Here is a 20,682-nt window from a genome sequence, read left to right on the forward strand (position 1 = left end):
GGTCCTCACCGGCGTCATCAGCGTCATGAACTGCGGGGCGCTGGTCTTCCTGGTCAGGGCGCTGCTCGAAGGCCATGCCGGCGCCGGCAGCACGCTGCTTGTCGATGCGCTGAACATCTGGGTCACCAACGTCATCGTCTTCTCGCTGTGGTTCTGGAGCACGGACCGCGGCGGGCCGCCGACCTGCGGGCTGGTCAAGCGCGCGCAGGCCGATTTCCTGTTCCCGCAGATGACGCTGCCCGACCGCGAGATCCGCGGCTGGCTGCCCGGCTTCGTCGACTATGCCTTCCTGGCATTCACCAACGCGACGGCATTCTCGCCGACCGACACCTTGCCGCTTACCCAGCGCGCCAAGCTCTTGATGATGGCGGAGGCGTTGATCTCGCTGCTGACAATCGCACTGGTCGCGGCGCGGGCCGTGAACATATTGGCTTAGATCAGGAGGGCGTTTCGTTGGATCGTCCAACTCTTTGTTGGAGCATTATCTTTTCCGAAAACCGGTTCCCAGTTTTCGGGATCATGCTCTAGCGCCCACGTTCCCAGCGCAGCCCGGCAAGCCGCGGATCGGTGAAGGCCGCCCTGGAGAATTCGATCCGCTTCTCCGGAAACTCGCAGATCGCCTGCACGCCGAAGGCGCCGAGGCGGATGCGCCAGGTCTGCGGCTCCAGCGGCTTTGCTTTTGCAAAACCCTTGCACGTCAACAGCGCGATGTTGGCGCCTTTCGGGTCGCGCGCCGAGCGGTAGCGGATCGCCTCCAGCCCGGCTTCGCGCGCGACATCGGCGATGGCCTGGCAAGCGGCGTAGTCGGTCGGATGCGTCCATGCGGCCGCGTCGCGATCGAGCGGCGGCCTCATCAGGTCGATGGCGGCGGCGCGTTTGATGGCGGCGGCGAATGCGGTGTAGTCGGCGGCGTCGCGCGGCCAGGGCGTGTCAGGGGATTCGGCGAAGAACAGCAAGCGGTAGAACGCCATCTCGGCGACAGCCGTGAACATGGTCTCCGCCGCATAGTAGACGCCCCTGGTCCGGCCGGCGCGGCGAAAGCGCGAGCCATGCGGATAGACCGAGCCGTAGCGAAAGGGCGTCGCCAGCAGATAATGGAGGTGCCGGCATTCGAGCGGGATCTGCGGCTTGGTCTCCTCGATCAGCTCTTCCAGCAGGGCCTGCTCGTCCAGCGTGTCGACGACCTTCAGCGTCGAGACGCGGTGCTGCGCCTCGACCATGCGCCAGTATTTGCCTTCGAGCCGGATGGATTCAGACGAGAGCGCGTCGGGAGTCCAGATAGGCGATGACATCGACAAGTCCTGATATCGTCTGGATTTTCTCGATCGGGGCGCCGTCGAAAGCCGTGTTGGCGTTCTTCAGCCAGGCCCGGGCGATGCCCTCGTCGCCGCCGACGATGGCGTCGAGAGAACGAAACAGCCGGACGAACAGGACGGCCAGCTCGAACGGCTTGGTGCCGCGCTCGAGCAGGAAATCCTGCTTGCGCATGCGCGAAACCGTGGCTTCGGAGACACCGATGACCGACGCCAGCACCCTTGCTGTAACGTCGAGCAGTTCGGCGGCGCGCAACGTGGCCTTGGTGACGACGGCGTTTTCGGCCGTGCCGCTGGCGATATGAGGTTGCACGGATGGCATGGCGTGCTCCTTTCCATGGAAAATATAGGCTACAAAAATTCACATGGAAAGGGATTGCCGCGAAACATTTTTCGCGGGCAGGCCGATGATCGGCACGAAAACTCAGTCCTTCTTGTAGAGCAGCCAGCTCTTGCCGGCGCGGGCAGCCATCGCCGAATGCCTGGTCACGCGGTTGCGGCCGCCGACCTTCGAACGATAAAGCGCCCGGTCGGCCTTGGTGTAGAGGTCCTCGGGGCTTTCGGCCTCGGACGCCATGCAAATGCCCATCGACACGGTCACCGTGCCGTAATTGGTGCCGGTCTGGCTGCTGGTGAACGGCGTCTGCTCGATAAGCGTCCTGATGCGCTCGGCGATCTCGAAGGTAGTATCCTCGCTGGCGCCCTCGACGATGAGGGCAAATTCCTCGCCGCCGGTGCGGGCAACGAACATGTCGCCGCGAATGCTGGTCTGGAAGATCTCGGCGATGATCTGGATGATCCTGTCGCCGACCGGATGGCCGAAGCGGTCGTTGATGTCCTTGAAACGGTCGATGTCGGCGAGGATCAGGGCATTGAACAGGATGCCCTTGTTGGAATTGTAGATCCTGGTGATTTCCTTGTCGAAGGCGCGGCGGTTCCAGACCTGCGTCAAGGGATCGGTGTCGGCGAGCCGCTTGTACTCCTCGAGCTTCGACTTGACGCTCTCGAGCTCGGCGGTCTTTTCGCTGAGCGTGCTCGCCACTTGCCTGCCATGGTCGATCGTCGAGTTGGTGGCCGCCGACATGGCGGTGACGATCTTCTGCAGCAGGTCCTGCGACAGCATGCTGCGGTTGCCGAGCCCGCTCGACGTCTCGTCGAGGATGCGGCCGTATTTTTCGATGTGGGATCGCTCGCTGCGCAAGAGCGAGGCAATGTCCTCGAGCTCCTTGGCGATGACGTCGCGCGCGTGCTCGACGATGCCGGGGCCATGATGCTGGGCAAAGAAGGTACGGCCGATGCGGTCGAGATCCTCCTGGGTCGGCCGGTTGCTGAGCGAGACGACGGCCAGGCTGAGTTCGTGATTGCTGCCGCTCAGCGCCTCGTAGAAGATCTCGTAGTTGCGCGGCAGGCCGAGCACGCCGAGCTGGCGCATCGTCGCCACGACGGTGCTCGCAATGTCGGTGTTCCTGTCATTTGGAACGAAAGCCGGCTGCATGTTCTGTTCACTCCTCAAGAACCACCGCAGACCTGCGCGTGCCGGTGTCGCCATGAGGGGAGTGCGACCGGAAATGCCAGACACGAGAAGTATCGCGTCCCCGCTCACGACCTTCACTCGTAACGACCATAGATGCGAGCGCGCTAAAGTTTCCTTAATAGGACGGATTTCAGCACGGTTTTCTCTACCTCAGGATGTAATAGCCCCTTATGCAGGTGCAGGGCGAAACACGTCCCGCCGGTGTCGCATTTGCCGGTGCCCGGCGGGCGCAAAACTGGAATCCTGCCACCAGCGCGAGAGGAATTCGAAGGAGACCGGGATGGACGAAAAACACAGCGGAGCATGCCTGTGCGGAGCGGTGCGCTTCAGGACGAGGGGAGCCCTGCGCGGTGTCGTCTACTGCCACTGCTCGCAATGCCGCAGGCAGAACGGCCATTTCGTCGCGGCGACATCGGCCAAGGATGCCGATGTCGACATAGAGGGAGCCGAGGTGCTCAGCTGGTATGGCGCGTCCGATGTCGCCAGACGCGGATTTTGCCGCATCTGCGGCTCGCTGCTGTTCTGGAAGCACAACGAGCTGGACCAGATTTCGATCATGGCCGGCGCCTTCGACAGGCCGTCCGGACTTGCCGGGGAAAGCCATATCTTCGTTGGCGACAAGGGCGACTATTATTCGATCGACGACGGGCTGCCGCAGTTCGAGAAATCGTCGCCCTCGGTCAAGGTCGCCGGTGAGGCCGCCGAATGACCGGCAAGCGAGCAAAGCGGCAGAGCGCGTGATTTTTGGCGGCACTGCCTTATTCCATTGATCCAGCCGTTGCTATATCCCCTGCCGGTCACTCGGAAAGGGGATTTGGGCATGCAGCGGCTGATCGATGCTTTCTTCAACTCGGTGCGGGCGTTCCGCAAGCTGGCTGCCCACGAAAAAGCCTTCCAGCAGGAGCTGATGCTGCTCACCCTTGCCCTGCCGGCGGGCTGGTTCATCTCGGTGTCGTGGCGCGGCTACGCGCTGCTGCTCGGCGCGGTGCTGCTGCTGATCATGGTCGAAGTGCTCAACACCGGCATCGAGGCTGCCTGCGACGCCTTCAGCCGCGAGTTCAATGTCGACATCCAGCTCGCCAAGGATTGCGGTTCGCTGGCGGTGCTGATCTCGGTGGTGATCGTAGCCGGCGTCTGGGGCATCGCCATTATCGAGCGCATCACGGGACTACCGATCTAGTATAGCGCTTCCTACATGACGGTTACCAAAGGAGACTGTCATGTCGGACGCCGCTGATTTTCTGTTGCTCGAGCGAGCCGGCCTGCCGGACGATCTGCGCTGGCTGACACAAAAATATCCGCGCGAGACCTGGCAGGGCCACGGCAATATTCATGGCCTCGCCAATATGTGGCTTGGGCGGCACGACATGTTCCGCGAGCTCGGCGGCTTGCTCACCGACGGCATTGGCATTTATCGCGAGGGCAGGCTGACAGCGCCTGACTTCGCGCGCTGGTTCGCGCCGCGGCTGAACCATTTCCTCGGCAATCTCGACGGCCACCACAACGTCGAGGACTATCAGTACTTTCCGGCTTTCGCCAAGGCCGAGCCCCGGTTGAAGCGCGGCTTCGAGATCCTCGATGCCGATCATCACACCATCCACGAGGGGCTGGAGCGCAATGCCGAGGCGGCGAATGCCTTCATCCGAACGCTGCAGGAGAGCGAGGACAGACAGCGCTTTGCCGCCGATGCCTATGCCGATGAGAACAGCCGGCTGATCGCCATGCTCACAAGGCATCTGGCCGACGAAGAGGATTTGATCATCCCGCTGATCCTCGACCGTGGCGACAGCGCGCTCGACGCCGAGACCGACATCGACTGAGCCTATTTGGCCTCGCTCTGACCATCCCTTGCGTCGTTGGCGCGCTCCTTCTTGGCGACGCTATGGGCCAGGAACCAGGCGAGGATGGCGACGGCAAGGCCGATCGCCAGCGCGGTCAGCAGCCGTTCGTGACGCGCCAGCGCCTGGCCGACGATGCGTTCGGCGCCCAGTCCGAAGACGTAGCCGACCGTGCAAAACAGCGCCGCCCAGACCAGCGACGAGATGGCACTGAGGAGGACGAAGCGCGTCACTGTGATGCTGGCGAAGCCGGCGGCGACGCCGCCGACCAGGCGCATGCCGTAGATGTAGCGGTTCGAAAGCACGAAGATGTTGGGATGGGAGGAGACGAGACGGAAGGCATGGCTGAAGCCTGGCCGCGCCTTCAGCCTGAGCACATAGGGATGATCGGCGAAGCTGCGGCCGAGGATGAAGAAGAAGGTGTCACCGGCGAAGGCGCCGATGGCCGCAGCCAGGAAAGCCTGCCAGGCCACGAAGACATGCTGATGGGCAAAGAAGCCGGCGAGGATGGCAGCGCTTTCGCCTTCGGCGACGCAGCCCAGGAAGACCGCGACCAGCCCGTACTGCTCGATGAAGTGATGGATGGCCTCGGTCATCAGGGGCTTTGTCGCGCCGACAGCTTTTCGTCGATGCGTCTGACCTGCTCGGCCAGCCGCACGATCTCGTCGCGCATGCCTATCAGCTCGCTGTGGCGCAGTTCGTCCAGCTTCTCGTGCAGCGCCATGATCTCGATCTCGGCCTTGAGGTTGACCTCATAGTCGTGGGCGGCGTCGATGCGGTCGCGCTCGGTCTGGCGGTTCTGCGACATCATGATCACCGGCGCCTGCAGTGCTGCGATCATCGACAGCACGAGGTTGAGGAAGATGAAGGGGTAGGGGTCGAAGGCGGCGCGCGACAGCAGCCAGACATTGCCGCAGGTCCACAGGATCAGGAAGGCGACGAAGGTCAGGATGAACGACCATGAACCGCCGATGCGGGCGATGGTGTCAGCGACGCGGTCGCCGAATGTCTGGTGAAAGGCGACGGCCTTGTTTGTGTCCTTCGAGATGGTGGTGCGATCGAGCGCGCTTTGCAGCACCCGGCTCTCGATCTGGCCGAGGCCATCCAGCCGGCGTTTGAGCCAGCGGTTGGCCAGGTCATCGATTGTCTTGTTCATGTCGCCCTCCGTCATGAAAGCTTGCATAGAGGTAGAGGCTGCCGGCCCGAACGGGAAGTGTTACATTGACGCGAACCCGCGAGGATACCCATGGCCGATTTCCAGAAAATCCGCGCCCGCGCGGCGAAGCGCAAGGGCGGGGAAGCAGCGCTTCAATCGCTGCTCGGGCCGATGCCCGACAACAAGGCCGTGGCGAAGATCGGGGATGACCGCATCCTGTCGACCATGGCCGAGCGCATTTTCGCAGCCGGTTTCGTCTGGCGCGTCATCGAGCAGAAGTGGCCGGGTTTCGAGGAGGCCTTCCTCGGCTTCGAGCCGAAGCGGCTGTTGTTCCAGCCCGACGATTTCTGGCACGAACTGGCCTCCGACAAGCGCATCGTGCGCAATCCGCAGAAGATCAGGTCCGTCCGCGACAATGCCGCCTTCGTCGAGCGCGTGGCGAAGGAGCATGGCGGCTTCGGCAAATTCCTCGCCGCCTGGCCGGCCGACGACCAGGTCGGGCTGACCGCCTGGCTTGGCAAGCATGGCAGCCGGCTTGGCGGCAACACCGGCCAGTATTTCCTGCGCTGGCTGGAGTGGGACACCTTCATCGTCTCGACCGACATGGCGGCGGCGCTGCGCGATGCCGGTATCGACATCGCCGAGAACCCGACCTCGAAGCGGGACCTCGACAAGATCCAGGCGCAGATCAATCAATGGTCGACTGAAACCGGCCTGCCGCGCCGGCACATTTCCCGAATACTTTCGATGTCGATCGGCGAGAACCACTCGCCGGAAGCCCTGCGAGAATATATGGGCGAATAGGATTTCGCGACATTGGCCCGCTGGGCATAGTGGCCCAAGCGAACGCCATTGCCGGGCGAAATTTGCCGCGCTAAACCCGCAGGCATGACCAAGAAGCCCGACATCCTGCGCATCGCCATCGCCCAGCTCAATCCGACTGTCGGCGACGTCGCCGGCAATCTCGCCAAGGCGCGCGAGGCGCGCGCGGACGCCGCCCGACAGGGCGCCGACATCGTGCTCTACACCGAGCTCTTCCTCGCCGGCTATCCGCCGGAGGATCTGGTGCTGAAGCCGGCTTTCCTGAAGGCTTGTGAGAAGGCCGCGGAAGATTTCGCCAAGGACACTGCCGATGGTGGTCCCGGCGTCATCATCGGCACGCCCCTGAAGCGCAAGAGCGGCACGCACAATTCGATCATCGTCGCCGATGGCGGCAAGATCCTCGCCGAGCGCTACAAGCTCGATCTGCCGAACTACGGCGAATTCGACGAGAAACGCGTCTTCCAGGCCGGGCCGGAATTGCAGGGACCGGTCAATTTCCGCGGCGTGCGCATCGGTATTCCGATCTGCGAGGACATCTGGGGCGAGGTCGCCGTCTGCGAGACGCTGGCCGAAAGCGGCGCCGAGATCCTGCTGGTGCCGAACGGCTCGCCCTATTACCGCGCCAAGATCGACATCCGCCACCAGGTCGTCATCCGCCAAATCATCGAATGCGGCCTGCCGATGATCTACGCCAACCAGCTCGGCGGCCAGGACGAACTGATCTTCGACGGCGCTTCCTTTGCCATAGGCGCTGACAAGACGCTTGCCTTCCAGATGAGCCAGTTCGAGGAGGCGGTCGACGTCACCACCTGGAAGCGCACGCAGGATGGCTGGGCCTGCTCCGAAGGGCCGATGTCGAAGATCCCGGAGCGGGAGGAGGCCGACTATCGGGCCTGCATGTTGGGCTTGCGCGACTACGTCAACAAGAACAGCTTCAAGAACGTCGTGCTCGGCCTTTCCGGCGGCATCGATTCGGCGATCTGCGCCGCGCTTGCCGTCGATGCGCTGGGCGAGGAGCGGCTGCGTGCCGTGATGATGCCCTATCGCTATACCTCGAAGGATTCGCTTAAGGATGCCGAGGACTGCGCCCGCGCGCTCGGCTGCCGCTATGACATCGTGCCGATCTTCGAGCCGGTCGAAGGTTTTCTGCACGCGCTGACGCAGATGTTCGAAGGCACCAAGGAAGGCATCACAGAGGAGAACCTGCAGAGCCGCGCGCGCGGCACCATCCTGATGGCGATCTCCAACAAGTTCGGTTCGATGGTCGTCACCACCGGCAACAAGAGCGAGATGTCGGTCGGCTACGCCACGCTTTACGGCGACATGAATGGCGGGTTCAACCCGATCAAGGACCTCTACAAGATGCAGGTCTACGCCCTGTCGCGCTGGCGCAACAGCCATGTGCCGCCGGGCGCGCTCGGTCCTTCCGGCGAGGTGATCCCGAAGAACATCATCGACAAGGCGCCGTCGGCGGAACTGCGCGAGAACCAGACCGACCAGGACTCGCTGCCGCCCTATCCGGTGCTCGACGACATTCTGGAGTGCCTGGTCGAGAACGAGATGGGCGTCGACGACATCGTCGCGCGCGGCCATGACCGGGCGACGGTGGCGCGGGTCGAGCACCTGCTCTACATCGCCGAATACAAGCGCCGGCAGGCCGCGCCGGGCGTGAAGATCACCCGAAAGAATTTCGGCCGCGATCGCCGCTACCCGATCACCAACCGGTTCAGGGACGGGCGGTAAGCGCTTTTTTCCTGCCCAGCCTGAGCAGCCACGGTACAACCGGCCGTTGTTGCAAAATCGTCTCACTGCTTGAACCAGATGCGCATTCGCCCGCGGTCTGTCTTGGCGATGCGCAAGAGCGTCTCTATAAGAACGTCTCCGCGATTCTCCACCAGGAGGAACCGAATGCCACGATTTGAAATCGTTATGCGAGGCCGCGAAGCCTAGGTCCTGATCGGCGCCTCGCGAAGGCCTGCCTTCGCGACCAAGCTTCGATCGAGGACAGGCATTTGCCGCTGCCGGTCGCCGCCCGCATTGGGGCGAGCCGCCACTATGCTGAACCTCCGTATTCCGGGCGCCAGATTGGCGCCGACGCGGTTTTTCTCAATTCCATCTTACCGGGACCGGGCACATTTGCGCCCGGATGACATCATGGCTCGTTTTCGAATTGACCTGCGCGCCGACGCTTTCCGCAGCGTGCTCGGCTTCACGCTCGGCCATTGGCGGCGCCAGCCGTGGCGGCTTTCGCTAATCATGGGCGCCTTCCTGCTGTCGACGCTGGCCGACGTGCTGACGCCGCTCTATTCCGGCCGGCTGGTCGACGCCGTCGCCAATGGCAGTGCAGCCGATGCCGTCGCCTGGAACGCGGCGATTTCGGCTTTCTTGATGCTGGTTGCCCTGGCGCTGACCGGCGTCGTGCTGCGCAACGCCGCCTTCATGGCCATCGTCGAGCTGACGCTGAAGATGATGGCCGATATCGCGGCCGACGCCTTCCATCGCGTCCAGCGCTTTTCCACCGACTGGCATGCCAACAGCTTCGCCGGTTCGACCGTGCGCAAGATCACGCGCGGCATGTGGGCGCTCGACCTGCTCAACGACACAATCCTGATCGCGCTCTTGCCGTCGGTCGTCATGCTCGTCGGTTCGACGCTGCTGCTCGGCTGGTTCTGGCCGCTTATGGGCGCGGTGGTCGCCGCGGGCTCGGTGCTGTTCATCACGGCGACGGCGACGCTGTCGCTTGGCTATGTCGCGCCGGCCGCCCGGCTCGCCAACACCTGGGACACGCGGCTTGGCGGGTCGCTGGCCGATGCGGTGAGCTGCAATGCCGTGGTCAAGGGCTTCGGCGCCGAGACGCGCGAGGAGGCGCGGCTTGCAAGGGTCGTCGCCAAATGGCGCGCCCGCACGGGCCGCACCTGGGTGCGCGGCACCGTCAACGGCACCACGCAGGGCACGATGCTTCTGCTGCTGAGGACCGCCGTCATCGGTCTGGCGCTGATGCTGTGGGCCTGGGGGCAGGCCAGCGCCGGCGACGTTGCCTTCGTCCTGACTTCGTTCTTCGTGCTGCAAGGCTATCTGCGCGATATCGGCACGCATATCCGCAATCTGCAGCGCTCGATCAACGACATGGAGGAACTGGTCGACTTCCAGGCCGAACCGCTCGGCATCGAGGACCGGCCGGCGGCCGGGCCGATCCGCATCAACGATGGGCGCATCAGGTTCGACAGGGTCACCTTCCACTATGGTAACCACCGGCTGCCGCTCTATCGCGATTTCTCGGTCGAGATCGCCTCCGGCGAGCGCGTCGGACTGGTCGGCCATTCCGGTTCGGGCAAGACGACCTTCGTCAAGCTGATCCAGCGCCTCTACGACGTGAACGCCGGCAGGATCCTGATCGACGGCCAGGATATTTCCGAGGTGGCGCAGGCATCGCTGCGCGCGCAGATCGCCATCGTCCAGCAAGAGCCGATCCTGTTCCATCGGTCGCTTGCCGAGAACATCGCCTATGCCCGGCCCAGCGCCACGCAGGCCGAGATCGAGCATGCGGCGCGGCTGGCGAGCGCGCATGACTTCATCTGCGACCTGCCGAAAGGCTATGGCACGCTGGTGGGCGAGCGTGGCGTGAAGCTGTCGGGCGGCGAGCGGCAGCGGGTGGCGATAGCGCGCGCCTTCCTCGCCGATGCACGCATCCTGATCCTCGACGAGGCGACGTCCAGCCTCGATTCGGAATCGGAAGTGCTGATCCAGCAGGCGATGGAGCGGCTGATGGTCGGCCGCACGACGCTGGTCATCGCGCACCGGCTGTCGACGGTCAGGGCGCTCGACCGGCTGCTGGTGTTCGATCGCGGCCGCATCATCGAGGAGGGCTCGCACGACCAGCTGATCCGGTTGAACGGCGGCATCTACCGCCGCCTGTTCGAGCGCCAGGCGCTCGAACTGACCAAGGGCCTGGTGATCTGAGGCGAAGGGCATTCCGTGCCGTCCCGGTCCGGGGTGCCCTTTATTTCGATACGGAGAGGAACGACCCGGTCCGGCGAGACCTGGCCTGGGCGACGGCGATCAGCCGTAGTGCAGCTTCGGCTTCGGCTCGGTGCCGCTGAATTGGACGCCGACGCGGTCGTTGCGGCGCCAGCGGACCTCAGACCGATAGGCGACGCCGTCGACCGGCACGTAGAGCAGGAAGCGATCGGGAACGTGGGCGTCCGGCGCGACCTTCAGCTCGGCGCCGCCGTCATTCTGGTTGCGCAAGGTGCAGCTGATCTCGGAATTCTGGATGCCGGTGATGATCGAGCCGCCCTTGAGCACACGCTGTCGGTGCTTACGCCGAAGATCGTCGGAATTGTCCTCGAGGGGTCGTGCGGTATTCGTCATCACCAAAACGCCAAGGCAGCCGAATCGAATCTAGGGGCCATCCTTGCGTACGGCAATGCCCACGCCAAAGCCTTGCCCGCCGGCAATGGCGTTTGGTGGCCAACTCACGCGAATTTGTGCGGGTCGGCGCAGAAATAGGCGATGATCTGGCAGAGGTCCGGCTCGTTGACCATGCGCACAGCTTCGGCGGAGCTCACCCATTTGCGGGTGCGCGCGCGCTTTTCTTTCCAGCGGTCGGCGATGCGGTCGACCCGCAACGGGTAGACCAGCACCTCGCAAGGCACTTCCTCACCGGAAGCCAGCACCTTGGCGTAGAAATACCGGCCGGCTTCAAGATGGGAGACGGTGCCGCGCAATCCGGCTTCCTCGCCGGCCTCGCGCGCGGCCGCCTCGCTAAGCGGCTCCTTGGCCTCCGGCCAGCCCTTGGGCAGCACCCAGCGGCCGGTGTCGCGGCTGGTGATCAGCATGATCTCGACACCATTTTCGGCCTCGCGCCAGGGCAGGGCGGCAACCTGCAGGCGGCAAGGCGCGCTGCCGAAGAGTCGCCTGACTCTTTCGGCCAAATGGTTATGCGTCGTTGGCCTTGTCAGCATCGGAGAAGCTAGCCCCAGCCCTCGAACTCGTTCGTTGCCTCACGAATCTTACCTCCGATCATACGCGACAAAAGTAAAAAACTTCACAGGAACTTGTTGAATTCCACCAAGAAAAGTCGATTGCGTGAAATAGCCTTGCGGCGCGCATTTCATGCGCAGCAAAAAAATGCGTCGTGAACCGTTTCAGTGGAAAAAATGACCGATCAACCGGCGTGATCGTCAGCGATCGGCTTCTGGTAGGTGAAGCCCATATCCCAGGGGAAATAGATCCAGGTGTCCTGGCTGACCTCGGTGACGAAGGTGTCGACCAGCGGCCGCCCCTTCGGCTTGGCGTAGACGGTGGCGAAATGCGCCTTGGGCATCATGGCGCGCACGATGCCCGCGGTCTTGCCGGTGTCGGTCAGGTCGTCGATGATCAGCACGCCGGCGCCATCATCGGCGAGCAGCGCCGGCGTGATCTCCTTCAGCACCTGCAACTGCCCCTGGCTGGTGTAGTCGTGATAGGAGGCGACGCAGACCGTCTCGATCACCCGGATGCCGAGCTCGCGCGAGATGATGGCGGCGGGCACAAGGCCGCCGCGGGTGATGCAGACAATCGCCTTCCACTGCCCCTTGCTGGCGCCGGCAAGCCGCCAGGCAAGCGCGCGGGCATCGCGGTGGAACTGGTCCCAGGAGACCGGGAAAGCTTTTTCGGGAAGGGACATTTTTCACGCACTCCGCAGCACGCGACCAGGCGCGTGACGATATCCAAGGGAATGCAGGCGGAATTAGCGGGAAAATGCCGGCTTTGGCAAGCTCGCAACAAGCCATGCCTGTGGACTTAAGCCCGCGCGCTTTGCTTGTCGGGATTATCGCGACAGGAAAGCTGCCACCGGCGCGGTGCGCAGCACCGTGCGCGTCACGCCGCCGAACAAGAGCTGGCGCAGCCAGGAATGGCTGTAGGCGCCGAGCACGAGCAGATCGGCGCCGGTCTCGGCGATGCGGGTCTGGATGAGGTCGTCGACGGAAGCGCCGTTCGACTTCTGCACCGACACGCTGACGGTGGCACCGTGCCTGGAAAGCGCCGCGGCGATTTCGGCGCCGGCGGCTTCCGGGGTCTCGTCCAGCGACTCAGGCGGATCGATGATCAATATGTCCGTCTTCTCGGCCTCGCTGATGAAGGGCAGGGCGTCGAAGGCGGCGCGTGCGGCTTCCTTGCTGCCGTTCCAGGCCAGGAGCACGCGCTTGAAAGTTGTAAGGAGTGGCCCTTCATGCGGCACCACGAGCACCGGCCGGCCGGCATCATAGACGAGCGTGTCGACGTCGGCGCCCGGGTCGCCGCCGGTGTCGCGCTGCGCGGCGATGATCAGGTCGGCGGCGCGGACGGTCGAAATGCCGGTCAGCGCGCTGTCGCCGGAAAAGCTCTCGAGGCTCCGCCACTCGAAGGACAGGCCGGACTCCTCGATTCGCCTCAGGAACAGGGCCTCCAGCTTGTCGGCGCGCTCGCGGTTCATCTCGGCCGACACCTGCAGGAATTCGGTGTCCGGAAAGCCGGTGGCCGAGGTGTAGGGAACGGGCAGCGCTTCGGCATGGATGCCGACGAGATGGCTCTGGAAGCGGTCGGCAAGCGGGATGGCGCAAGCGAGCACGCGCTCGGCGTCCTGCTCGTTCTGCAAAATGGCGACGATGGTCTTGAAGCGCATGCTGGGTCCCTCAACGTGTCGGCGCAATGCGGCGCGCGCCCAAGGAAACGTCACAGTGCCGTGCTTGGTTCCGGGCCGACCGGGAGCCGCAATCGCCAGATCAGCCGGCAGCAGCGGCGAAGCCGGCAACCATGGCTTCGACATCCTTGCGCGCGGCCTCCAGCGCCTCCTCGTCGCGGGCGCGCACGACGAGCTCGGTCCAGAACTTGCCGTCGCCATATTTCGGATAGGAGCCGATGATGGTGTCGGGATGCGCCTTCTGGATGTCGGCCAGCGGGCCGCCGATGAGGCCTTCGCCGAACGGGCAATGGACGGTCGCCGACAGCATTTTGGTGCCCGCCTTCAGCGTCGGCACGACATTGTCGAGCATAGCCTGGAAGATCGCCGGCACGCCGGCCATGACATGGACGTTGCCGATGCGAAAGCCTGGCGCGATCGACACCGGATTGTCGATGTGGTCGGCGCCGCGCGGCATGCGCGCCATGCGCTTCCTCGCCTCGGTGTATTCGATGCCGCGCGCGGCGTAGCTCGCCTCCAGCATCGCATAGGCCTTGGTGTCATATTCGCACGGCACGCCGAATGCCTTGGCGATCGAATCCGCGGTGATGTCGTCGTGCGTCGGGCCGATGCCGCCGGTGGTGAAGACATAGGTGTAGCGGGCGCGCACGGCATTGACCGCGGCGACGATCTCGTCCTCCTCGTCGGGAACGACGCGGACTTCCTTGAGGTCGATGCCGATGGCCGTCATGATGTCGGCGAGGTGGCCGATGTTCCTGTCCTTGGTCCGACCCGACAGGATCTCGTCGCCGATGACGAGCATGGCGGCGGTGACGATTTCAGGCATGACAGGCTCCGGCAAACAGGGTCGCCTGAGATAGCGCGGCGACGGAGCGCCGGCAATGCGCCAGCACTATGCCACGGCGCCTTGCGGCGACATCTGCGGCAGGTAAGCTGCCTGCGTTGCCAGTGAGAGGAAAAATGCTGCTGTCGATCTTGTCCTGGCTGCTCGGTGGCCTGCTCCTGCTCGCTGTTGCCGTAGTTGTCGGCCTTGTGCTGGCGACATGGTGGATCAGCGCCAAGGCCGAGAGGCTGGTACCGGCGCGCGGTAAATTCGTCGAGATCGACGGCAACCGCATCCATTATGTCGAGGAAGGCGAGGGCAGGCCGATCGTCTTCCTGCACGGGCTCGGCGCGCAACTCCATCATTTCCGCCACACGCTATTCGGCCGCTTCGGCCCGGGCTATCGCCTGATCGCGCTCGACCGTCCGGGCTCCGGCCATTCGGTGCGGGCTGGCGACGCCACGGGGCGACTGCCCGAGCAGGCCGAAATCGTGCGGCGCTTCATCGACAGGCTCGGGCTGGAAAAGCCGCTGGTCGTTGGTCATTCGCTGGGCGGCGCGATCGCGCTGACGCTGGCGGTGGAGCACCCCGGGACGATTTCTGGCATCGCCTTGCTGGCACCCCTGACGCATCTGGAAACCAGGGCGCGCCAGAAATTCGACTTGCTTTACGTTCCTTCGCGACTGCTGCGCCGGATCATGGCGTATACGGTGGCGATACCGTTGAGTTTGAAATACGCGGAGCCGACAATGAGGTTCATCTTCGCGCCGCAGGCCGTTCCCGGTGACTATATGACCGCAGGAGGCGGCTGGCTTGGGCTGCGGCCCGCCCATTTCCATGCGACCTCGACCGACGTCGTTGCGGTGGAACAGGATCTCGGCCGCATCGAGCAGCGCTATGGCGAGATCGCCATGCCTGCCGGCATTCTGTTCGGCACCGCCGACCGCGTCATTGGCATGGCTATACATGGCGAACCGATGCGGGACAGGCTCAAAGGGCTCGATTTCGAGGCCGTCGACGGTTTGGGCCACATGCCGCAATTCATCGATCCGGAGCGCGTCACCGCCTTCATCAAGCGCATTGCCGCGCGCGCCTTTGCCACCAAGAGCCTCTCAGCCATCGACTGAACGCCGAAGCGGGCTAGCCGGGACCCGATGCCAATGCCGGGCAGAATGTCAACGATCAGTATTGCGGCAAGTAGCAGACCGCGCGCTTTCCAAGTGGCTGGCTAGGATGCCCTCGCGGGCATCCGCGGCCGCTGCGGCAAGAGCCGCCCAGGAATAGATGCTAATCGGAAACTTCGGTTTGTGGCCGGTCCCTGCCATCGGCCAGTTCATCGTGCCACTTGCCTTCGGCGTCCTCGTACTGGATGCCGTCCGTGGTGCCGGCGATCTGCTGCTCGGCCGAAGCGATCTCGGCGGCGCGCAGCGCGTCCTGGTGGGTGGGGAACGTCTCCGAGAAGGTCGAGCCGACCTTGTAGGCCCAGCCGCCATCGTGCTCGACGATCTTGTAAGTCAGCTTCGCCATGAAGTCCTCCGGTTGAAAAGGCCCCTTTTTGCTCAATGCAGCCGATCGTCGGGCAAGCGGTCGTCGGGCACCAGCACTTCCGATTCCTTGGCCGCTTCGATCAAGGCCCGGCGCGCATCCGCGGTTGAACGATATCCTTCCAGCACTTTCAGGCAAGTGTCGACTGCATCACGATGGCGGGGGCCGCGCTTGAGCGGCCAAACCGTCATCAGGCACTCCGCTGCTTCCCTGGTGCTGCGGATCTGGCGATATTTGCCGACATGGCCGAGTTCGACCACCACCGGCTTTTCAAAGGGTTTGCTGTCCATCATGGCCGCAAACGCAAAGCAGCCAAATTGGTTGCAATCGTGTCTTCCGGGCTGCGCCCAAACGTCTCAGCGAGGTGGTCAGCTCGCCGCCTTCATCCAGTGCCGCATCGTCGTCACCGAGCGGGCAAGCTGCGGCGCGGGATGGATCTCCTGGCCGAAGGTCGCCGCGGCGCGCCATCCCCAGCGCGGATCGGCGAGGAAGGCGCGCGCCAGCGCCACCATATCGGCCTGGCCGTCAGCAACGATCGCCTCGGCCTGCTTCGGGTCGTCGATCAGCCCAACGGCTCGCGTCGGGATGCCGGCGCCCTTTCGCACCGCTTCCGCCAGATGTACCTGGTAGCCAGGCCCAGACGGCAGCTGCTGCAGGGGGGAATTGCCGCCGCTCGAGCAGCAGAGATAGGCGATGCCCTCGGCCTTCAGCGCCTTGGTCACCTCGATGGCGTCCTCGACATCGAAGCCGCCATCGACCCATTCCTTGACCGACAGGCGCGCGCCGAGCATCAGCTTTGGCACGGCTTTCCGCACCGCCCTGGCGATCTCTATGACGAAGCGCATGCGGTTCTCAAGCGAACCGCCCCAGCGATCGGTGCGCCGGTTGGATAGCGGCGACAGGAACTGGAAGATCAGGTAGCCGTGCGCCGCGTGCAGTTCGATGAAGTCGAAACCGGCGCGTTCGGCGCGCCTCGCCGCATCGGCGAAACGCTCGATGATGCGCAGGATCTCGTCTTCCTCCAGGGCGTGCGGCACCTGCCAGCCTGTGTCGTAGGCGATGGCCGAGGCTGACACGATCGGCCAGGGATCCTGGTCGGGCTTGAGCGGCCCGCCGCCCTCCCACGGCCGCTGGCACGAAGCCTTGCGGCCGGCATGGGCAAGCTGGGTGCCGAATTTCGTGCCGGGCGCGGCGACGCGCCTTGCCGCGTCCAGCGTGCGCCGGGCAGCGGCCTCGTTGTCGTCGGAATAGAGGCCGAGGCAGCCATGCGAGATGCGTCCGCGCCGCTCGACGTCGGTCATCTCGACGGTGACCATGCCGGCGCCCGACATGGCAAGGTTCATCCAATGATAGAGATGCCAGTCGCTGGCGGATCCGTCTTCAGCCGAATACTGGCACATCGGCGCCACGGCGATGCGGTTGGGCAAGGTGAGGCCGCCAAGCGTGATCGGCTGGAAAAGCGATGAGGTCATGAAAAGAACTCCGGCAGGGGATGCTTATTTAGGCGAGGGCACCGGCACGCACCAGACACGAGGCGGTGAAACCTTGGTCTGGCCCAATCGCCGCCCGGATTGCATGAACGCCGGTTCGCGGCTACGCCATGGCGCCGGCACAAGGAGTTCATCATGGAAGATCGCATTCGCATCCGCTCGGAAGAGGTGCTTTCCGACGATTGGGCGGTCCTGAAGAAGACGGTCTTCGACTATCGCCGCCGCGACGGGCAGTGGGAGACGCAGATCCGCCAGACCTACGATCGCGGCGACGGCGCGGTGATCCTGCCTTTCGATCCATCGCGCTCGACCGTGCTGCTCGTGCGGCAGTTCCGCTATCCGGCCTATGCCACCGGCCACCATGAGCCGCTGATCGAGGCCTGCGCCGGCCTGCTCGACGAGAACGACCCGGAAACCTGCATCCGCAAGGAGGCGGAGGAAGAACTCGGCTACCGGCTGAAGGACGTCCAGAGGCTGTTCGCGCCCTACATGAGCCCAGGCAGCGTGACCGAGCGGCTCTGGTTCTTCGTCGCGCGCTACTCGCCGGCCGACCGTATCTCGGCCGGCGGCGGCGCGCCGGAAGAGGGCGAGGACATCGAGGTCCTGGAGATGACGCTCGACGAGGCGCTCGCCGGCATCGCCGACGGTAGCATCGTCGATGCCAAGACGATCATCCTGATCCAGCACCTGAAACTATATCCGATACCGGCCTGAGGCGCCTGCCAGCCCCAAGTTCCGGCGTCTGCACCCTTCGCCTCGGCACGAGGGCGGTTAACTAAGGAAAGCGTACTTCAGAAGAGCGCCATGGAAAAAGCCCGGCCAACATGGCCGGCGCTCTGTGAATTTTGTCACAGACGCATTCACGCATTGGCCTAGCTTGCACGGCGTAGTTTTTCTGCAGCGGTGAAGGGAGCACTCCGATGCTTGTCAACCTTCCTATGCTTGTAACCCTTCCTCTTGTCGTAGTTGGTCCCCTTGTCGATTGGCTCGGTCGCCGAGCCGATCAGAAGGCGCAGTTGAAGGCAACGGACGAACTGAGCGAGTCCCCGGACGACATTCTCAGCGACATCGGGATTTCCCGTGACGACATCGAGACCATGCGCTGGCAGTCCAGCCATTAGGGTGGGGTTACACCCATGCTTCCGCCTTAATCGCGGGTGGCCTCGACGTTGTTGCAACTAGCCGCCGGCCAGAGCATGCATCACCCGTGGTCACGCTTTCGGTCTACGCCACCTCTTCAAGAAGCCGGACGAAGGCGCGGCAGCGGCGATCGAAGCTGCGATGAGAGCGGGCGCGGAACGGCAAGAGGGATATTTGGTGCCAAACGGTGCCAAATCCACCCACTAACCCACTGTTTCTTCTCGGTGTTTCGTATGCATAGACGCAATCATCGCACACGCGCGACCTTTGCAGCGCGCAACGGATAATGTGGGAATTTCTGTGGGACAAATGATGCTGCCACGGAACTAGTGGTGAAAAAATCTGACGATTGGTACCGGAGCCGAAATGCTGGTTCCAACCCATTGCAGGGTCTCACATTGCCTCGCTATGCTTGCAGCATGACGCGACAAGAACCCAATCAACACGTCGATTTCGATAACCCAGATTACAGCCGCTACGGGTGGTATTTGGATTGCTTCGATAAGATGACAGCGGCGGTGGTTTGGACACGTCGGCTACCGATAACGACCGACGACGCAAGACGTGTGCTAAAGCGGGGACAGGGCCGTTCCATTGTCGGCGGGTTCCCGCTCACCAAGGCTGCCGCAGATCGCTTAAACGATACTTTGGACGAGAAGATAGCATTTGACCTTATTAATCTCGACTATGTCATCGAGCTTTGTGACACTCAAAGCGGCGCCACGACAGGGTGACGTTCGCGCGGTGGCGGTTTCCGTTAGGATGAGGTAATCACGCTTTCTCACTTCAAGATTGCGTGGGAAATCACGTGGGAAAAGCGTGAAAAATCCCACATGCCTCGGAAGCGGGCGTGGCGAAACTGGTAACCGCACAAGACTTAAAATCTTGCGTCCTCAGTGACTTACGGGTTCGACCCCCGTCGCCCGCACCAGGCAGAATGTGGGAGAAAATGGACTTAAAATCCCTCGATCTCTGATCGTACGGGTTCGATTCCGTCGTCCGCACCAGCGCACTGGTGCGATCACGGAATTACGCTCTGCGCTCATGTCGCTAAGTTCATCTGGCGGCGGATTTGATCCGCCCAGGCCGGCGTCTTACCCCAAAGCCCCCCGCCCAACAGGCGCCGGCCTCTTTTTATCCGAGATGACCTTGGAACTGAGCAATTCCGGACGGGAGACCTCCAGGCACTTTTTGGGATTGCTCTAACGCCTCTCGAAAATCAGCTTCCGGTTGCGAGCCCTCTCTCGTCACTCGCGAAAGTCCCGGTTCCGTCCGTTAGAAGTCGCTTAAGTAACCTTGTCGCGATTAAGCATTCGCACTAAACTCTGCCCTTCTCAAAGCGTGCCCAGTCCTCCGGTTTGTCACAAGGGGGTAGCGAATGCGCCACGTTTTGCTTTTGCTTCCATTGGTGCTTTTGCACATACCGATTGTAACGCATGCCGCCGCTATCCACGACGCCGCCACGAAGGGCGACGTGGCGGGGATCACGGCGGCGCTCGACGCAGGTGCCGGCGTCGATGAGAGTGATGGGAAGGCGACACCACTCTATCTCGCGGTCAAGGGTGGGCATTTCGCGGCGGCCAAACTGCTCCTGGATCGCGGTGCCGACGTCAACGCCGCCCCGACACCGCTTTTGGGTCCTGCCCTGATGCCGGCTTTGGCTAAACGCAGGATCGACTTGATCAAACTGTTGCTGGACGGAGGCGCAAATCCAAATTCGAAGCGCAGCCGCGAAAGCGCGATCCACATCGCGGTCAATCTCGGTTGCCTCGATTGCGTGAAGGCACTGGTCGAGGCCGGCGCGGACGTGAATGCGAAGACAAAGGACGGCAAGACACCCATCCATCTGGCAAGATTCAAGGGGCTGCGCGAAATCGCTGACTATCTCATGGCGCACGGCGTCGTCTTGCCAACGCCATCCCCGATCTCGATGAAGTTGGCCACTGCCGATATTGAGAAAGGCCGAACCTCCTTCACCCACCTATGTGCCGGTTGCCACAATGTCGAGCCACAGGGAGGGACCAAGACGGGGCCGAACCTGTGGAGCGTCGTCGGCCGCGACAAGGCCTCCATGACGAAAATGCGTTATTCCGACACTTTGCTGGCCTGGGAAGGCGTGTGGACGTACGAGGACCTGAACAAATATCTGCTTGAGCCCATGGTCACTACCCCAGGCGTTTACATGGAGATGCCTGGTGTTCCGGACGAGACTGAACGGGTCAACCTGATCGCCTACTTGCGCACACTCAGTGACAAGCCAACCCCGCTACCCTGAGCCCGTCGTGCCTCCAGCACGATCCCGGCCCGGCCTCTCGGTCAGTTCGGGATCGAAAAAGGCGCTCCGGATTGCCCTGGTG

The 20,682-nt window shown here is 63.3% G+C and carries 24 protein-coding genes, 1 tRNA gene and 1 pseudogene; 13 read left to right on the forward strand and 13 right to left on the reverse strand.

Features of this window, described 5'->3' with window-relative positions; genetic code table 11:
• Window positions 1–436 (forward strand): annotated as a pseudogene (locus tag EN738_RS12065) (hypothetical protein); the annotation flags it as partial.
• 88 nt (window positions 437–524) lie between these two features.
• On the opposite strand, the gene EN738_RS12070 reads toward EN738_RS12065, so the two are convergent.
• From EN738_RS12070 to EN738_RS12080, 3 genes are all read right to left on the reverse strand, one after another.
• Window positions 525–1,292 carry an RES family NAD+ phosphorylase gene (locus tag EN738_RS12070; RefSeq protein ID WP_127283867.1) on the reverse strand — a complete coding sequence of 256 codons (768 nt, stop codon included), beginning with the start codon at window positions 1,290–1,292 and terminating at the stop codon, window positions 525–527.
• Complete coding sequence (locus tag EN738_RS12075) at window positions 1,252–1,635, reverse strand: MbcA/ParS/Xre antitoxin family protein (RefSeq protein ID WP_189340687.1); 384 nt, start codon at window positions 1,633–1,635, stop codon at window positions 1,252–1,254. The genes EN738_RS12070 and EN738_RS12075 overlap by 41 nt, the downstream gene beginning before the upstream one ends.
• Window positions 1,636–1,737: 102 nt before the next feature.
• Window positions 1,738–2,808 (reverse strand): diguanylate cyclase, encoded by a 1,071-nt coding sequence (locus tag EN738_RS12080; protein ID WP_127283868.1) that lies wholly within the window; start codon window positions 2,806–2,808, stop codon window positions 1,738–1,740.
• Between the two features lie 319 nt (window positions 2,809–3,127).
• On the opposite strand from EN738_RS12080, the gene EN738_RS12085 reads away from it, so the two are divergent.
• The 3 genes from EN738_RS12085 to EN738_RS12095 all read left to right on the forward strand — a co-directional run bounded on the left by EN738_RS12085 (window position 3,128) and on the right by EN738_RS12095 (window position 4,667).
• Entirely contained in the window at window positions 3,128–3,556 is a 429-nt protein-coding gene (locus EN738_RS12085; RefSeq protein ID WP_127283869.1) for a GFA family protein, read from the forward strand.
• A 111-nt stretch (window positions 3,557–3,667) separates the two neighbouring features.
• Entirely contained in the window at window positions 3,668–4,027 is a 360-nt protein-coding gene (locus EN738_RS12090) for a diacylglycerol kinase (RefSeq protein ID WP_126054317.1), read from the forward strand.
• A 40-nt stretch (window positions 4,028–4,067) separates the two neighbouring features.
• The gene (locus tag EN738_RS12095; protein ID WP_127283870.1) at window positions 4,068–4,667 is read left to right on the forward strand and encodes a hemerythrin domain-containing protein; all 600 of its coding nucleotides are present in this window, start codon (window positions 4,068–4,070) and stop codon (window positions 4,665–4,667) included.
• Between the two features lie 2 nt (window positions 4,668–4,669).
• Here EN738_RS12095 and EN738_RS12100 read toward each other — a convergent pair whose 3' ends face one another.
• On the reverse strand, window positions 4,670–5,281 hold the full coding sequence (locus tag EN738_RS12100) for a DedA family protein (protein WP_127283871.1): 612 nt from the start codon (window positions 5,279–5,281) through the stop codon (window positions 4,670–4,672).
• Complete coding sequence (locus tag EN738_RS12105; protein ID WP_127283872.1) at window positions 5,281–5,841, reverse strand: DUF1003 domain-containing protein; 561 nt, start codon at window positions 5,839–5,841, stop codon at window positions 5,281–5,283. Before EN738_RS12105 ends, EN738_RS12100 begins: the two co-directional genes overlap by 1 nt.
• 90 nt (window positions 5,842–5,931) lie before the next feature.
• Here EN738_RS12105 and EN738_RS12110 point away from each other — a divergent pair, with 90 nt between their 5' ends.
• From EN738_RS12110 to EN738_RS12120, 3 genes are all read left to right on the forward strand, one after another.
• Window positions 5,932–6,645: a DNA-3-methyladenine glycosylase I gene (locus EN738_RS12110; RefSeq protein WP_127283873.1), complete on the forward strand. Its 714-nt coding sequence runs from the start codon at window positions 5,932–5,934 to the stop codon at window positions 6,643–6,645.
• Between the two features lie 84 nt (window positions 6,646–6,729).
• Window positions 6,730–8,406 carry an NAD+ synthase gene (locus EN738_RS12115; protein WP_127283874.1) on the forward strand — a complete coding sequence of 559 codons (1,677 nt, stop codon included), beginning with the start codon at window positions 6,730–6,732 and terminating at the stop codon, window positions 8,404–8,406.
• Window positions 8,407–8,817: 411 nt separating this feature from the next.
• Entirely contained in the window at window positions 8,818–10,623 is a 1,806-nt protein-coding gene (locus EN738_RS12120) for an ABC transporter ATP-binding protein (protein ID WP_127283875.1), read from the forward strand.
• Between the two features lie 99 nt (window positions 10,624–10,722).
• Here EN738_RS12120 and EN738_RS12125 read toward each other — a convergent pair whose 3' ends face one another.
• The 5 genes from EN738_RS12125 to EN738_RS12145 form a co-directional block, all read right to left on the reverse strand.
• Entirely contained in the window at window positions 10,723–11,034 is a 312-nt protein-coding gene (locus EN738_RS12125; protein ID WP_127283876.1) for a PilZ domain-containing protein, read from the reverse strand.
• Between the two features lie 104 nt (window positions 11,035–11,138).
• Window positions 11,139–11,627 carry an NUDIX hydrolase gene (locus tag EN738_RS12130; protein WP_127283877.1) on the reverse strand — a complete coding sequence of 163 codons (489 nt, stop codon included), beginning with the start codon at window positions 11,625–11,627 and terminating at the stop codon, window positions 11,139–11,141.
• A gap of 203 nt (window positions 11,628–11,830) precedes the next feature.
• Window positions 11,831–12,331, reverse strand: coding sequence for a xanthine phosphoribosyltransferase (gene gpt / locus EN738_RS12135; protein WP_027145490.1), 501 nt, complete (start codon window positions 12,329–12,331; stop codon window positions 11,831–11,833).
• A 144-nt stretch (window positions 12,332–12,475) separates the two neighbouring features.
• On the reverse strand, window positions 12,476–13,309 hold the full coding sequence (locus tag EN738_RS12140; RefSeq protein ID WP_127283878.1) for a universal stress protein: 834 nt from the start codon (window positions 13,307–13,309) through the stop codon (window positions 12,476–12,478).
• A gap of 100 nt (window positions 13,310–13,409) precedes the next feature.
• Entirely contained in the window at window positions 13,410–14,153 is a 744-nt protein-coding gene (locus EN738_RS12145) for a competence/damage-inducible protein A (RefSeq protein ID WP_127283879.1), read from the reverse strand.
• A 134-nt stretch (window positions 14,154–14,287) separates the two neighbouring features.
• On the opposite strand from EN738_RS12145, the gene EN738_RS12150 reads away from it, so the two are divergent.
• On the forward strand, window positions 14,288–15,277 hold the full coding sequence (locus tag EN738_RS12150) for an alpha/beta hydrolase (RefSeq protein ID WP_127283880.1): 990 nt from the start codon (window positions 14,288–14,290) through the stop codon (window positions 15,275–15,277).
• Between the two features lie 160 nt (window positions 15,278–15,437).
• Here EN738_RS12150 and EN738_RS12155 read toward each other — a convergent pair whose 3' ends face one another.
• From EN738_RS12155 to EN738_RS12165, 3 genes are all read right to left on the reverse strand, one after another.
• Window positions 15,438–15,677 (reverse strand): DUF2188 domain-containing protein, encoded by a 240-nt coding sequence (locus tag EN738_RS12155; RefSeq protein WP_127283881.1) that lies wholly within the window; start codon window positions 15,675–15,677, stop codon window positions 15,438–15,440.
• Between the two features lie 32 nt (window positions 15,678–15,709).
• On the reverse strand, window positions 15,710–15,988 hold the full coding sequence (locus EN738_RS12160; protein WP_127283882.1) for a DUF982 domain-containing protein: 279 nt from the start codon (window positions 15,986–15,988) through the stop codon (window positions 15,710–15,712).
• A 75-nt stretch (window positions 15,989–16,063) separates the two neighbouring features.
• Window positions 16,064–17,167, reverse strand: a complete 1,104-nt coding sequence (locus EN738_RS12165) for an NADH:flavin oxidoreductase/NADH oxidase (RefSeq protein WP_127283883.1) — start codon at window positions 17,165–17,167, stop codon at window positions 16,064–16,066.
• 153 nt (window positions 17,168–17,320) lie between these two features.
• On the opposite strand from EN738_RS12165, the gene EN738_RS12170 reads away from it, so the two are divergent.
• From EN738_RS12170 to EN738_RS12190, 5 genes are all read left to right on the forward strand, one after another.
• A complete protein-coding gene (locus tag EN738_RS12170; protein ID WP_127283884.1) occupies window positions 17,321–17,899 on the forward strand; it encodes an NUDIX domain-containing protein in 579 nt (192 codons plus the stop codon).
• 206 nt (window positions 17,900–18,105) lie between these two features.
• Window positions 18,106–18,306 carry a DUF1127 domain-containing protein gene (locus EN738_RS12175; protein WP_127283885.1) on the forward strand — a complete coding sequence of 67 codons (201 nt, stop codon included), beginning with the start codon at window positions 18,106–18,108 and terminating at the stop codon, window positions 18,304–18,306.
• Between the two features lie 351 nt (window positions 18,307–18,657).
• Window positions 18,658–19,059 (forward strand): hypothetical protein, encoded by a 402-nt coding sequence (locus EN738_RS12180; RefSeq protein ID WP_127283886.1) that lies wholly within the window; start codon window positions 18,658–18,660, stop codon window positions 19,057–19,059.
• Between the two features lie 110 nt (window positions 19,060–19,169).
• Window positions 19,170–19,256, forward strand: a tRNA-Leu gene (locus EN738_RS12185).
• A gap of 447 nt (window positions 19,257–19,703) precedes the next feature.
• Entirely contained in the window at window positions 19,704–20,600 is an 897-nt protein-coding gene (locus tag EN738_RS12190) for an ankyrin repeat domain-containing protein (protein WP_127283887.1), read from the forward strand.
• Window positions 20,601–20,682 lie beyond the last annotated feature (82 nt).

This window comes from Mesorhizobium sp. M4B.F.Ca.ET.017.02.2.1, from assembly GCF_003998955.1.
Taxonomy (GTDB): domain Bacteria; phylum Pseudomonadota; class Alphaproteobacteria; order Rhizobiales; family Rhizobiaceae; genus Mesorhizobium; species Mesorhizobium abyssinicae.

Excerpts from the sequence above, each read along its gene's own strand:
- EN738_RS12140 (WP_127283878.1), bottom strand. The coding sequence starts at position 13,309 with ATGCGCTTCAAGACCATCGTCGCCATTTTGCAGAACGAGCAGGACGCC.
- EN738_RS12075 (WP_189340687.1), bottom strand. The coding sequence starts at position 1,635 with ATGCCATCCGTGCAACCTCATATCGCCAGCGGCACGGCCGAAAACGCC.
- EN738_RS12080 (WP_127283868.1), bottom strand. The coding sequence starts at position 2,808 with ATGCAGCCGGCTTTCGTTCCAAATGACAGGAACACCGACATTGCGAGC.
- gpt (WP_027145490.1), bottom strand. The coding sequence starts at position 12,331 with ATGTCCCTTCCCGAAAAAGCTTTCCCGGTCTCCTGGGACCAGTTCCAC.
- EN738_RS12085 (WP_127283869.1), top strand. The coding sequence starts at position 3,128 with ATGGACGAAAAACACAGCGGAGCATGCCTGTGCGGAGCGGTGCGCTTC.
- EN738_RS12105 (WP_127283872.1), bottom strand. The coding sequence starts at position 5,841 with ATGAACAAGACAATCGATGACCTGGCCAACCGCTGGCTCAAACGCCGG.
- EN738_RS12150 (WP_127283880.1), top strand. The coding sequence starts at position 14,288 with ATGCTGCTGTCGATCTTGTCCTGGCTGCTCGGTGGCCTGCTCCTGCTC.
- EN738_RS12160 (WP_127283882.1), bottom strand. The coding sequence starts at position 15,988 with ATGATGGACAGCAAACCCTTTGAAAAGCCGGTGGTGGTCGAACTCGGC.
- EN738_RS12070 (WP_127283867.1), bottom strand. The coding sequence starts at position 1,292 with ATGTCATCGCCTATCTGGACTCCCGACGCGCTCTCGTCTGAATCCATC.
- EN738_RS12095 (WP_127283870.1), top strand. The coding sequence starts at position 4,068 with ATGTCGGACGCCGCTGATTTTCTGTTGCTCGAGCGAGCCGGCCTGCCG.
- EN738_RS12100 (WP_127283871.1), bottom strand. The coding sequence starts at position 5,281 with ATGACCGAGGCCATCCATCACTTCATCGAGCAGTACGGGCTGGTCGCG.
- EN738_RS12165 (WP_127283883.1), bottom strand. The coding sequence starts at position 17,167 with ATGACCTCATCGCTTTTCCAGCCGATCACGCTTGGCGGCCTCACCTTG.
- EN738_RS12155 (WP_127283881.1), bottom strand. The coding sequence starts at position 15,677 with ATGGCGAAGCTGACTTACAAGATCGTCGAGCACGATGGCGGCTGGGCC.
- EN738_RS12110 (WP_127283873.1), top strand. The coding sequence starts at position 5,932 with ATGGCCGATTTCCAGAAAATCCGCGCCCGCGCGGCGAAGCGCAAGGGC.
- EN738_RS12145 (WP_127283879.1), bottom strand. The coding sequence starts at position 14,153 with ATGCCTGAAATCGTCACCGCCGCCATGCTCGTCATCGGCGACGAGATC.
- EN738_RS12175 (WP_127283885.1), top strand. The coding sequence starts at position 18,106 with ATGCTTGTCAACCTTCCTATGCTTGTAACCCTTCCTCTTGTCGTAGTT.
- EN738_RS12130 (WP_127283877.1), bottom strand. The coding sequence starts at position 11,627 with ATGCTGACAAGGCCAACGACGCATAACCATTTGGCCGAAAGAGTCAGG.
- EN738_RS12115 (WP_127283874.1), top strand. The coding sequence starts at position 6,730 with ATGACCAAGAAGCCCGACATCCTGCGCATCGCCATCGCCCAGCTCAAT.
- EN738_RS12120 (WP_127283875.1), top strand. The coding sequence starts at position 8,818 with ATGGCTCGTTTTCGAATTGACCTGCGCGCCGACGCTTTCCGCAGCGTG.
- EN738_RS12170 (WP_127283884.1), top strand. The coding sequence starts at position 17,321 with ATGGAAGATCGCATTCGCATCCGCTCGGAAGAGGTGCTTTCCGACGAT.
- EN738_RS12190 (WP_127283887.1), top strand. The coding sequence starts at position 19,704 with ATGCGCCACGTTTTGCTTTTGCTTCCATTGGTGCTTTTGCACATACCG.
- EN738_RS12125 (WP_127283876.1), bottom strand. The coding sequence starts at position 11,034 with ATGACGAATACCGCACGACCCCTCGAGGACAATTCCGACGATCTTCGG.
- EN738_RS12090 (WP_126054317.1), top strand. The coding sequence starts at position 3,668 with ATGCAGCGGCTGATCGATGCTTTCTTCAACTCGGTGCGGGCGTTCCGC.